This is a genomic window from Xanthocytophaga agilis, from assembly GCF_030068605.1.
GTDB lineage: Bacteria > Bacteroidota > Bacteroidia > Cytophagales > 172606-1 > Xanthocytophaga > Xanthocytophaga agilis.
Map to the genome: position 1 here is coordinate 123406 of NZ_JASJOU010000003.1, position 13617 is coordinate 137022.

General features: G+C 42.1%; 6 protein-coding genes. 5 read left to right on the top strand and 1 reads right to left on the bottom strand.

Annotated features, from left to right (window positions below):
* Window positions 1-244 precede the first annotated feature (244 nt).
* Complete coding sequence (locus QNI22_RS10915) at window positions 245-3844, bottom strand: beta strand repeat-containing protein (RefSeq protein WP_314510666.1); 3600 nt, start codon at window positions 3842-3844, stop codon at window positions 245-247.
* Window positions 3845-4515: 671 nt separating this feature from the next.
* Between QNI22_RS10915 and QNI22_RS10920 the strand changes: the two genes are divergently transcribed.
* The 5 genes from QNI22_RS10920 (at window position 4516) to QNI22_RS10940 (ending at window position 13595) form a co-directional block, all read left to right on the top strand.
* Window positions 4516-4962, top strand: a complete 447-nt coding sequence (locus QNI22_RS10920) for a helix-turn-helix domain-containing protein (RefSeq protein WP_314510667.1) — start codon at window positions 4516-4518, stop codon at window positions 4960-4962.
* 594 nt (window positions 4963-5556) lie between these two features.
* Entirely contained in the window at window positions 5557-6126 is a 570-nt protein-coding gene (locus QNI22_RS10925; protein WP_314510668.1) for an RNA polymerase sigma-70 factor, read from the top strand.
* A 751-nt stretch (window positions 6127-6877) separates the two neighbouring features.
* A complete protein-coding gene (locus tag QNI22_RS10930; protein ID WP_314510669.1) occupies window positions 6878-8665 on the top strand; it encodes a T9SS-dependent choice-of-anchor J family protein in 1788 nt (595 codons plus the stop codon).
* A gap of 30 nt (window positions 8666-8695) precedes the next feature.
* Window positions 8696-9766 (top strand): FecR family protein, encoded by a 1071-nt coding sequence (locus QNI22_RS10935; protein ID WP_314510670.1) that lies wholly within the window; start codon window positions 8696-8698, stop codon window positions 9764-9766.
* Between the two features lie 175 nt (window positions 9767-9941).
* On the top strand, window positions 9942-13595 hold the full coding sequence (locus QNI22_RS10940) for a SusC/RagA family TonB-linked outer membrane protein (protein WP_314510671.1): 3654 nt from the start codon (window positions 9942-9944) through the stop codon (window positions 13593-13595).
* Window positions 13596-13617 lie beyond the last annotated feature (22 nt).

Below are 13617 nucleotides of genomic sequence, written 5' to 3' on the forward strand. Positions count from 1 at the left end.
GGTTAACAATGTATATTCTGTCTTTAATTCTTTAACTTTTCTGATAGTAACTCACTAAATACCATATTCATGTATAATTTTTACTTTACATGAATATATATCCCACTTTGAACGTCTCATAGAAAAAAGATCTACTCATATAAATAGTATGCTAAGCGAACATTCTATACCAGAAGGTTTTTACTAGCTAACCATTGTCTTTCTGTTGGATTACAACTGACAAGACAATGATTCATTCAATAATTTATTGTTGCTTTACTACTACATCATCCAGCGAATTAGCCATGTAGAGTGCTCCTGTACCGGTACAATTAATTACTACTTTTTTGGTAAACGTATTCCCTCCATTACAAGCATTGGCATTATTACCCGTCTTGGTAAAATAGGCTTCATTCAAGAAAGTAGATCGGTCCAGATATAGATTCGGAGCTGTGAAACGGACAATGCCATTGAATACGTTGTCTTTGTAGATATACAGTTGAGCACTTCCTGTCAGATTCAGGATTTGTTCACTAGCCCCAGTTTGGGTAATACCATAAAGTTGTAATGTGCCAGCAGAAAATCCCTGAGAACCTACAGATATGGTTTTTCCTGTTGCTAATGTAGATTTGCCTCCTGTATCCCCAAATAAGATATTGGAATTTGCGGTTGAGCTAACACTAATGTTACCATTAAAAGCATTGGCTGTTCCAGCTCGTGCCAGATAGATTCCGCTTGCACTGATTCCTGTATTGATGACGGTCAGATCTCCATTAAAGGTATCACTCGTGGTTTGTGCACTGGTAATATAGCCACCAGTAGCTGAAGAAAACTTAATGGTAGTAGCCCCATTAAACACATTACCCCCATTGCCTACATCTCCACTATTGCCTGTCTTTTCTAAAGAAGCGGTACTATTACAGGTTACTCCATTTAAGTTTATCCCTCCGGCTGTTGCCGTTAAGGCACCTCCAAAAGTCGTGGCTGGGCCCAACGTTAAAACGGAGCTACCTGTCATAGGTAAATTAATGGCAGTAGTTCCATTTTGTATCAAACTAGACAATTGAAGAGTACCCGCTGAAAACCCTTGTGACCCTACAAATATGGTTTTACCTGTTGCTAAAGTAGAAGTTCCTCCACTCTGGCCAATAGCCATAGGTGAGTTGCCTGTCGAATTAACCGTAATGTTTCCATTGAACTCTGTGCCTGGTGAAGAAAAAGCCAGCAGAAAGCTCCATCCGCCTCCTGACCCTGTGTTAATCAAAGTCAGGTCTCCATTGAAAATGTCTTTAGTGTATCGTCCGGTTAAGAAAAAGCTAGATCCGCCACTACCAGAGTACTTTAAAGTAGTAGCTCCGTTAAACACATTCCCTCCATTGCCATATTCTCCACTTCCATTGGTCTTCTCTAGTGAAGCAGTACTATTACAGGTTACTCCATTTAAGTTTATCCCTCCGGCTGTTGCTGTCAAGGCTCCATTGATTGTTGTGGCTGGACCTAAGGTTAAAACGGAGCTACCTGTCATAGGTAAATTAATGGCAATACTTCCATTTTGAGTAATCCCTGATAGTTGAAAAGTTCCAGCAGAGAAACCCTGAGAGCCTACTGAAATGGTTTTGCCTGTTGCTAAAGTAGAAGTTCCTCCACTCTGGCCAATAGCCATAGGTGAGTTGCCTGTCGAATTAACCGTAATGTTTCCATTGAACTCTGTGCCTGGTGAAGAAAAAGCCAGCAGAAAGCTCCATCCGCCTCCTGACCCTGTGTTAATCAAAGTCAGGTCTCCATTGAAAATGTCTTTAGTGTATCGTCCGGTTAAGAAAAAGCTAGATCCGCCACTACCAGAGTACTTTAAAGTAGTAGCTCCGTTAAACACATTCCCTCCATTGCCATATTCTCCACTTCCATTGGTCTTCTCTAGTGAAGCAGTACTATTACAGGTTACTCCATTTAAGTTTATCCCTCCGGCTGTTGCCGTTAAGGCACCTCCAAAAGTCGTGGCTGGGCCCAACGTTAGAATAGAAGTTCCGGTCAGTGGTAGACTTATAGCAGTAGTTCCATTTTGAGTAATCCCTGATAATTGAAGAGTTCCAGCAGAGAAACCCTGAGAGCCTACTGAAATGGTTTTACCTGTTGCCAGCGTGGATTTGCCTCCTCCCTGACCTATAGCAATACCTCCATTAGCCGTAGAATTTACAGTGATATTACCATTAAACTCAGTACCTGCTGTAACATAGGCTAGAAAAATCCCATAATTAGTTGTTGTTGTATTGATTAAAGTCAAATCTCCATTGAATATATCTTTCGTATTTCTAGCACTGGCCAAATACCCCCCACTACCAGAGTACTTTAAAGTAGTCGCTCCATTAAACACATTACCTCCATTGCCGTTATCTCCACTATTGCCTGTTTTTTCTAAAGAAGCGGTACTATTACAGGTTACTCCATTCAGATTAATGCTACCAGCCGTTGCTGTTAAGGCGCCACCCAAAGTTGTAGCTGGACCTAATGTCAGAATAGAATTTCCTGTCATAGATAGATTTACAGCAGCAGTACCATTCTGGGTGAATCCTGATAACTGAAGCAAGCCTGAAGACCAGCCTTGAGAACCAATAGAAATGGTTTTACCTGTTGCTAAAGTAGAAGTTCCTCCACCCTGACCGAAATCAATACCTCCATTAGCCGTAGACGTAAAGGTGATGTTGCCATTAAACTCGGTACCTGCTGCTTGTTGAGCTAGCATAATACCATAATTAGTTGTTGCTGTATTGATTAAAGCCAAATCTCCATTAAAAATATCTTTTACAGATTGTGCACTAATCAGATAGCCGCCATTATTGACTGAATATTTGATTGTTGTAGCTCCATTGAATACATTACCACCCAAACCTGCATCAGAAGATGTTCCTGTTTTTTCTAAAGAAGCGGTACTATTACAGGTTATACCATTCAATAATATTCCGCCTGCTGTTGCCGTTAATGGCCCATTAATCGTTGTAGCAGGTCCTACCCGTAAAAGAGAATTACCTGTCAGTGGTAAATTCACAGCCGTATTTCCATTCTGAGTGAATCCTGATAACTGAAGCAAGCCTGAAGACCAGCCTTGAGAACCAATAGAAATGGTTTTACCTGTTGCTAAAGTAGAAGTTCCTCTACCCTGACCGAAATCAATACCTCCATTAGCCGTAGACGTAAAGGTGATGTTGCCATTAAACTCGGTACCTGCTGCTTGTTGAGCCAGCATGATACCATAATTTCCTGCTCCTGTATTGATTAAAATCAGATCTCCATTAAAAATATCTTTTACAGATTGTGCACTAATCAGATAGCCGCCATTATTGACTGAATATTTGATTGTTGTAGTTCCATTGAATACATTGCCGCCTACACTCAGATCTGAAGATGTTCCTGTCTTTTCAAAAGAGGCTGTAGTATTAAAAGTCGTATACTGAAAAATAATACTACCACTTACTATATTGACACTAGCATTGATAACAGGTCCAGTGGAACTTCCTCCAAACGTAGTGGCAGTTCCGGTAGCATTGATAGCACCTATCCCTACTGTGCCTGTAGTAAAGGTACCTACTCCTGTAATGTTGAGTGTATAGCCGTTAAGCTGAATAGATCCTGATTGTAATGTAAAGTTTGTCACTGTTACATTGCCAGATAATGCAGGGGCATTGCTGGCTGTAGCAATGGTGACATTATCAGTCGATGTAGGCACACCTGCCGGACTCCAGTTTGAGGCTGTATTCCAGTTTGTACTGCTACTTCCTGTCCAGGTATAACTGGCGGATAAGGCAGGAAGAATACTTCCCAGAAAAAGCAGCATTACCAACAGGCTTTTTCGGTGTTTACCTTTATACATATAGTGTATGTTTATATGAATGTTATTTTGGTTTCTGACTGGTAGTAAGTATGGACAACTATTTTTTGCTAATCTTTTTAAAATTCAAAAACTCTCTCTTATCAGCCACTTACAGGTTACACTTAGCTACTAGTATCACAGCCAGCCAATTGGTTATCCAGATCTGATCCGTTTTCATAAGGAAATAGGTAAACCCTACAAAATGGACCTATTTAGCAAGAATGGTAGAATATTTTTTTCCCCTCAAAGTGTATTGTTACCTGTAAGTCAATGATCATTTGGGTGTTAGAAGATATCGAAGAAGCAACAAGCATATTGGTTACTATACTTTCTTTTTAAAATACAAAATCCAAATATCAGTATACTAGTTACTTTATTATAGAAAGATGAATAAATAGAAGCTTGTTCCTATACATTCGTTTGTTTTACAAAGTTACTTATTAGCTATAACTCTACTGTCTGAATAAAGCAACTTTCTTGAAACTGTAAGTTGTATTTTGAAACTGGAAGTTGTATTCCTCTTAAAAAGTAAAATACAACCACATAAACAGCGAAAATATCAGACTATATCACATAGAATATGAGATACTACTGAAGGTAATGTAACCTTAAACAAGAATATATATGGAAATGAAAACTATTTAAACTCAGATCCCAAATAATAGTAACAAATGAAAATTGGTAATGCCATTCGTATTTTCAGGCATCTCAAAAAAATGACACACAAAGAAGTGGCCTTTCAGCTAGGCATCACTCAACAAGCATATTCAAAAATTGAACGGGATGAGAGCAGTATTTCTGTAGAGCGCCTTATTGATATTGCAGACGTATTAGAAGTAGATATTAAGCAGATATTAAACTACTCCTCCACTGAAGAGACTATTGCAGCCGCTAGTTCTGAAAATAGCCTTACTCCTGCTAACCCCTCTCTCCCATCCCGATTATCAACAGATCGCCTGTCAGCAAAAAAACTTCAGTCTATGCATGAAACCATCACTGAGGAGAATATACTGTGGAAGATCATCGAGTATCAGCGGGAAGAAATGGAAGTATTGCGAAACGAAAAAATGGAACTCTTAAAAATGCTTCAGCAACTGGATTTGCTTAAGAAACTATAGCCATTCAGGAAGTAGAGCAAGTGTGTTTGAGTTGAATAATCATAGTTGATATTGTCACGGATATAGATACATTAATTAATAAGCTATACCTGATGACTCACAATTTATCTATCCAACAAACCTATCTTTTCTATCTTTTTTTTTGATTCAATCTTTCATCAGTACATATGTAAGCTGATGAAAGATTCTATACAACTATTGATAAATCAGATTTTTCGTATCTGATGGCTTATCTGGGATACGTACATTCTACCTTGTGTTTCTGAATAAAGGTTCTTAGCTTGGCTAATACATAACTTATCCCTTCCTGGGTGCCTACTACCGCATATACCCCTGTCCTATTTCTCCTAATCCTTCCTCCTAACCCGGTAGGCAAATGTAATTCTTTTAATACACCTTCATAAGATTCAGCTCTGCTTTCCCAGAAGAAATGATGTGTAGGATTAGCTATACAATTCTCCGATGAAGTGTACTCATTTGAACGTTTTTAGCTATAATTTACGCTTCACTTTCTATTTTTTTCAAATCAATAACTATCTTTACTTAACAATCTTTGTTGCCTCCCCTGATCACTAACGTTAATTCCAAACCCTATTGACCCCATTTCACACTGAAGAAGATCTGATACGGCAGCTAAAAGAAGGCAATCAGGCTGCTTTTAAAACGATCTTTCATTTGTATTACAGGCCTTTAACCTTGTTTGCAATGAAATACGTGGGAGATGTAGAAGAGGCAAAAGAGATTACACAGGAATTTTTCATCCGGTTTTGGGAAAAACACGCTTCGGTTGAAATCAATTTCTCCTTAAAAACCTATCTCTACCATTCAGTCCGGAACGCCTGTTATAATTTTATAGAGAAAAATAAAGTTGCTCAGCGAAGATTAACGGACTGGAAGGAAAATCCTTTTATTCAGGACCCTATCCTTGATAAAATCATCGCAGCGGAACAGGAAGAAATATTGTTAAAGGGGATTGATAGTCTACCTGAAAAATGCAAGGAGATTTTTATGATGAGCCGAATCGAAAAACTCTCTAATAAAGAAATTGCGGCTAAACTACAGATCTCCGTTAAAACAGTAGAGGGGCAAATCACAATAGCACTGAAAAGGTTAAAAAATTTACTTATCTCTCTCCTACTCTCTTTCGGATTTCTACTCCGATAAATAATCTCCTCTCAGTCAGTAGCTTACCTGCACTGATTTCTCTAGCTACAGGTAAAAGATCCTAATCCTGTCCCATATCTTTTCTGGAAAAAAAGAAAGTTTCTGGCGCAGGTATTCACCCGTGCCCATTTCAAAAGCAGCGTCCGCTGTGTTGGTAGGCAAACCCTTGTTTAGGTACAATCACAAATCTAAATAAGGCTCATTATTATTAAGTGTGGGCTTGGGTTTATTTTTGAGAATTAATCTCTCATCATTTGTCTATTGTCACTTACATTGCTCTTCCACTGACCTCTTCATTTTTTGCTCACACACAAATCTGGCTCACCAAACTCTCGTTTGGTGAGCCAGATTTGTGTGTGAGCAAAAAAGGGCACTTTTCTCCGAACCTCCCGCCCACAGGCCAAAGGCCAACCTCGCGGAGAAAAGAAGCCCAACGCACCTACACGACCATTCGTTATTTAAGTTGTCTTTGCTCTCTTTGTGACATTTATTATTCTTTCTCAATAGCATTTTTTACTCAAAATTCGGGATAAGTCATATGTAGGTCCGAACGGACGTTCGAACCAGCACTTCCTTTTTCAGTCCTTCATTTTCAGAAAAGATATAGGACACGATAAGGGTAGAACGTACATATCGCAGGCAAGTCCTCCATCCTCTTCAAAAAATCTTTTAAAAATAATTCAACTTCTTTTAAGGGGTGGCTAACGGTTTCCTGTCTTATGGCAAATTCTAGCATAAGCCTTACCATTCTATGTCGAAACTCTACCTAGCCTATTTAGTAATCCCCCTTTGTATCGTATCCCTGTTCTGTCCAACTGCTCAGGCTCAGAACGTTACCTTTTATGAAAACTTTGACAATACCAAAATAGGCGAATTGCCTACCGGATGGACGTATTATCAGTCGGGAGGGAGTAATCCAGATAGTCACTGGATGGTCTCGACCAAAGACATGTTCGGATCTAAATTAGCCTGGAGTAACTGGGGAGATGATGCGCTGGCAGGCGATATTGATGAAGATTGGCTCATTACCCCTAAAATCACTCCTAAAAACGGCGATTTTCTCATCTTTGACGCTTCTCAGGTATTTGTCGACACAGTTTTCGGATCAAAATACCATGTATTACTATCTACAAAATCCAATGCACCGGGAGATTTTACAGATACACTGGCCAGTTATACAGAAGAGGAATTTCCGGGATATGAGGAAACATTATACCTGGACCTGAAAGGATATTACAACAAGCCCATTTACATAGCTTTTGTGCATGAAAACAGTTCCACAGACTGGCATAATGTAGATGACTGGTACCTAGACAATGTCTGGGTCCGCCCCAGACAACGGGCCGGATTTTATCAGCAGGAAATCTATAGCCAAACCACTGACGTGCTACCCTTAAAATATACGGCAACAGGTGTGATGATCGGTATTAAACTAACCATTATCGGCGATTACGATCTGGCCAACCTTACCTCGCTGACGTTCGCTAAAAAAGGCACGATTGATCCTTCACAAATCACCAGTGCCTCTCTATATTCTACTGGGCAGGATTCGTTTATTGCCACCAATGATGAGGAAAACAGTATCCAGGGGGAGCTTTTTGGAACCGTGTCTACGCCTGACAGTACATTTGAGATCAAAGGCAATATGCAGCTACCTGTGGGAGACAACTATTTCTGGCTGTTCTACAAGATCAACCCGGCGTATGCCCCCAGCTATCCTTACGAGGACGCAAGTGCTGCCTTTACAAAGGTGGAGGTTAATGGTCAGCAACATGCCCTTACGCCCCCGGAAAAAACGGTGGCAAGGCCTATCGTAGAGTCGTGGCCTGCAAACGACAGTATCCAGCACGCCATAGAACTGTTGCCCGTTGGCGGCAGATATGGTTCGTACAATACGCGGGCCCAACCGGAACCTGCTTTCGAAAGCTTAGCCTATTGTGCACCGGAAGGGTATTTTGATGTGGCCAATTCCATCTGGTGGTATTTTAAAGCCCTTTCTGACGGCTATATGACAGTTGACCTTTCGGAGACTGATTTTAATACCATCTTATTGATTCTGGATAAGAATTTTGATCAGTTTGCCTGCAACGATAATATCTCACAGGAACAACTACAATCTAAAATTGTCGGTTACGAAGTCAAAGCAGGCCAGGAGTTGTACATTCGGGTAACCGGTGCAGGTACACCCAATGATCCGAATGGGCCGTCTGGTATAGTGGTATTGGATTTCAACTTTACCAACGCTCCCCTGGGAACCGATGATTCGCATTACAACTGGGGTACACTTTCTGCTCCCTATCCTAATCCCTCTCATGGTAAAACCTATATCGATTTTGACGTAAAACAGCCTTCCAAAATCAGTTTTGAAGTCGTAAATCTGGTAGGGGCATCGGTTTGGACTAGCAAGGAAAATACGTATGCGCCAGGAGTCAAACACACCGTACCGATAGACACGGTTGCCTTGCCTGCTGGCACCTACATTTTGCATATCAAAGGAGATTCCATTCACGCAAGCCGAAAGCTGATTATAACCCGCTAACGAGATTATAGTCTGATAACTAACAGATTGATGCAAGAAAACGAACAAGAACAGAAGTGGTATCTGGCAGCCAAATACCTAACTAGCGGTTTAGACCAAGAAGACCAACCGGAATGGGAGGCGTTGAAAGACGATGCCCAGTTTCAGGAAGATTTTGCCAAGCTTCGCAAACACTGGCATACCTTCGAAACCCTGCCCTATCAGCAGATTGACATTGCAGAGGGATGGGATGCGGTTTGGAATCGGGTGAAAGAAAAAGAAAAACCGCAAAGAAAGTTTTCAGTCCCTGCCTTCGTACGCTATGCAGCCGTGATTGTGCTTACACTGGTTTCATCCTTTTTGCTTTGGCAATGGATAGGAAATACCCAATCGCAATCGGGAGCAGAGGATGTATTGACTACGATTGAAGCACCAACCGGATCAACCTCGGTAGTCACCTTACCGGATCACTCAAAAGTATGGTTGAATGCAGGTAGCAAGATCTCCTTTACTAAAAATTACGGCATCACCAACCGCAATATAAACCTGGAGGGAGAAGCCTTTTTCGATGTGATCAAAAGAGAAGTTGCCTTTCAGGTACATACACAGGCCCAGGATATTACCGTCTTAGGTACCGCCTTCAATGTAAAGGCCTATAGTGATGATCCAAAGGTGGTTACCACACTGGTCAGAGGCTCCCTGAAAGTAAAGCCTAAAGCAAGTGCGGCGAAAGAATACCTGTTGAAACCAGGGGAAAAGCTGGCTATATGGAAAGACAAACTACGCATGGGCTTACCCGCTGGCGAACTTCAAACGCAAATCGACACAGAAGTCGAAACCGGCTGGAAAGACGGATGGCTGGCTGTACGGGGTGAATCACTGGATGAGCTGGCCCGAAAGATTGAACGACTGCATGATGTAAAGATTATTTTTGAAACAGAACAGCTCAAGCAGTACCGGTTTAGTGGCAGAATTAAACAGTTAAGCCTGGAGCAGGTATTAAAAGCCATGGCGTTAACTTCCCCCATTAATTTTGTGATTCAGGAAAAAACCGTAACCCTCAAAGAAAATACGTCCACCCGATCCAAATATCGTTCACTGGAAAATGTGCAAACCAAATAATTACCTAAACTCAATGCCTATGATCAAAGCTTACTTTCTGACTATCTGACTCTTTGAATAAAAAAAGGCTCAAAAGATGGGGCAACATCTTCTGAGCCAAATGGACTGTAAACAGTCTGCCTCTTGCACACAGCAAGAACAGAATTCCTATTGTTTAACCCATCCTCCTAAAAATATGAAAAAAATAAAATACGACCAAGCATTGGGCTGGTCAGTATTGCATAAACTACGCGTATTTATGAAACTCTGGTTCTTTTTGCTGACTCCTTTAGGAATCCTTCTTGCCTCGCCTGCCAAGACGCAAACACTTACGATGGAGCTGAAAAATGTGCCGCTTCGGCAAGCACTCCTCCAGGTGGAAAAGAAAAGTGGCTACTCGTTTTTCTATAACGATTCCTTTGCAGACCTGGATAAACCCATCTCCATTCAGGTACAAAATGAATCCATCAAAAACGTACTGGAAATCCTGTTGACGCCCACCAACCTTTCGTACAAGTTTATGGACGGCAAGCTGATCGTGATTGCCCCAAAAAGCTTGATTACCCCCAAAAGTTCGCTGGAAAAGGTTACGATAAAAGGCGTGGTCACCGGTGCAAGCGACAAACAACCATTACCCGCTGTGACCGTCTCCATCAAGGGACAGCCCAAAGGAACCACGACCAATGCCAACGGGGAATATACCATTGAAGCAGAGACAGGCCAGACGCTTGTGTTTTCATTTATCGGATACAATACCCAGGAAGTACTGGTTGGCAATAAAACCCAAATTGACATTGCACTGGAAGCCGCTACGACTCTGTTAAATGAGGTTACGGTGGTTTCTACTGGCTACCAGGATATTGAAAAAAGACTTTTTACCGGATCGGTAGTCAAACTCGACGGAGCGGAGGTAAAGACAGCCGGCACAACGGATGTAGGCAGAATGCTACAGGGACGGGCAGCAGGCGTTTCAGTACAGAATGTGTCAGGAACGTTCGGCGCAGCCCCCAAAATACGCGTCAGAGGGGCCACTTCCATTAATGGCGATAATAAGCCCTTGTGGGTAATTGACGGAGTTATTCTGGAAGATGTGGTAAATGTATCCACCGAACAGTTGACTACCGGTGACGCAAGCACCTTGATTGGCTCCTCCGTGGCAGGCTTAAATTCAGATGATATCGAAAGTATCAGTATTCTGAAAGATGCCTCTGCCACTGCCCTATACGGGGCCAGAGCCAAAGATGGGGTAATTGTCATCAAAACCAAAAAAGGTCAGACCGGCAAACCTCAGTTTACCTATACCGGAAATTTTTCTACGTATCTGAAACCCACCTATAACAGTTTCAACATCATGAACTCAGTAGATCAGATGTCGGTCTATGCAGAGATGGAACGTAAAGGTCTGCTCAATCACTCCGATCTTTCTAAAATTCCCAATGGTGGGGTATACAAGAAAATGTATGATATCATCAACCAGAATTACGACGAAACCACCGGGGAATACGAACTGATTAACGACGATGCCTCCCGAAGAAAATTCCTCCAGCGATATGCATTGGCTAATACAGACTGGTTTGATGTGTTGTTCAAGAATTCATTTGTACAGGAACACTCCCTGGGATTTTCGTCCGGAACCGAAGCCGCACAATTTTATTTTTCAGGAAGTTATTACGATGACAAAGGCTGGACCATCGCTGACCAGGTAAAACGATACACGGCCAATGCCCGGGGCATGTTCAAACTAAGTGACAAGCTCACTATTGGCATTATTACGTCCGGATCTGTACGTGATCAGCATGCACCGGGTACAGTTACCCGCCTGGCCAACATGGTTGAAGGTAGCTACGACCGGGATTTTGACATTAACCCGTTTAGCTATGCCATCAACACTAGTCGTGTCCTTACCCCTTACAATCAGAAAGGCCAACTGGAATATTTTACCCGCAACTATGCACCTTTCAACATTATCAATGAGATCAATCAGAATTACATTGACCTCAACCAGCTGGACATGCGGATACAGGGAGAACTCGGATACAAGCTAGGCAAAGGAGTGAAATACGATTTTTTAGGGGCGGTCCGCTACGTTAAAAACACGACAGAGCATAAGGTGGAAGAAAATTCCAATATGGCCGAAGCCTACCGGGCAAACGGTTCGCAATCGATCCGTATCGGCAATAAATTTTTATACTACAACCCGGATTATCCCAATCTGGACCCGGTCATTGTTCTTCCTCAAGGAGGTTTTTACAACCGGACTGATGATCAGATGGTCAGCTATTATTTTAAAAATCAATTCAGCTGGAGCTATGTTTTTAACACCCTTCATACGATAAACATGGTGGCAGGTCAGGAGATCCGGCAGGTGGACCGACAGAATTCCTTTAATAACGGCTATGGCTATCAGTACGGAAAAGGCGGCGTTGCCTATACCGATTATCTGGCCATTAAACAGCTTCTGGAGGGGAATTTCAACTACTATGGTATGAGCAATACCTACGATCGGTATGCGAGTTTTTATGCGGGTGGCACCTACTCATTCAAAGAAAAATACATTGCAAACGGAACGATCCGGATGGATGGCTCCAATAAACTCGGTGCCTCTAAAACCGCACGGTGGCTGCCTACATGGAATATCAGTGGGGCATGGAATCTGGATACAGAGGATTTCCTGCACGACCTTACAGCGATCAACGTGCTGACCCTGAAAGCGGGCTATGGCCTTACAGCAAATGCCGGAAATGCGACCAACTCTTCGGTGGTTTACCGAAGTGGCACCACCCGGAGACCTTACCTGAACGAAACCGAATCCCAGATTGGGATTGAAAGTCTGGAGAATTCGGACCTTACCTGGGAAAAACAATATGAAACGAATATAGGTCTGAATCTTGGACTCTTCAACAGGCTTACTATCACTGCCGATTATTACAGGAGAAGACAATTTGATCTGATTGGTGTCATCAAAACATCCGGCATAGGTGGAGAAGCGTATAAGGCAGTCAATTATGCCGATATGAAATCGCATGGGGTGGATCTGTCTGTAGGTGGCACGGTACTGAAGGGAAGCCACTGGAGCTGGAACAGTACGTTTATTTTCAGTCAGAATAAGAATAAGATTACCGACCTTAAAAATCAACCCCGGATCATCGACCTGGTCTTTCCGGATGGAGGAGCCAAAGAGGGATATCCGGTCAGAAGTTTGTTCTCAGTGGATTTTAAAGGATTAGATCCCAACTCCGGCATTCCGCTATTTACGGATCATACCGGAGAAAAAAGTTCGAATGTGTATCTGCAAAGTACGTCTACCCAATACCTGAAATACGAAGGTCCCATTGATCCACCCATTACGGGAGGGTTTTCAAACATCTTTACGTATAAAAACCTGACGTTAAACGTATTCCTGGCTTACCAAACCGGCAATAAGATCCGGCTTAATCCGGCTTTTAAAAGCTACTATACAGATCTGGATGCCACACCAAAGGAATTCAACGACCGGTGGCTTGTACCAGGTGATGAGCAGGTTACTCCTATTCCTTCTATCCTGGATGCGGTTACATTACAACAACTTGGCGCGGTTTATCCTTACAATACCTATAACTATTCCACCGCACGAACAGCGGATGGTACCTTTATCCGATTACGCACGGTGTCGCTGATGTATACGCTTCCAGAGCGGTTACTGCGGGGATTTTCTATAAAAAATGCTTCCCTGGGAATAACTGGAACCAATTTGTTGCTTCTCTATTCGGACAAAAAACTATATGGACAAGACCCTGAATTCTTTGCCTCCGGTGGCGTGGCCCTGCCGGTAGCCAAACAAATAACCGCTACACTTAAATTGAGTTTTTAATCAGTATCCAGACATGATAGTG

What these genes read in the sequence shown, in the direction of transcription:
- QNI22_RS10940 (WP_314510671.1), top strand. Translation starts at nt 9,942, where the DNA reads ATGAAAAAAATAAAATACGACCAAGCATTGGGCTGGTCAGTATTGCAT.
- QNI22_RS10915 (WP_314510666.1), bottom strand. Translation starts at nt 3,844, where the DNA reads ATGTATAAAGGTAAACACCGAAAAAGCCTGTTGGTAATGCTGCTTTTT.
- QNI22_RS10920 (WP_314510667.1), top strand. Translation starts at nt 4,516, where the DNA reads ATGAAAATTGGTAATGCCATTCGTATTTTCAGGCATCTCAAAAAAATG.
- QNI22_RS10930 (WP_314510669.1), top strand. Translation starts at nt 6,878, where the DNA reads ATGTCGAAACTCTACCTAGCCTATTTAGTAATCCCCCTTTGTATCGTA.
- QNI22_RS10935 (WP_314510670.1), top strand. Translation starts at nt 8,696, where the DNA reads ATGCAAGAAAACGAACAAGAACAGAAGTGGTATCTGGCAGCCAAATAC.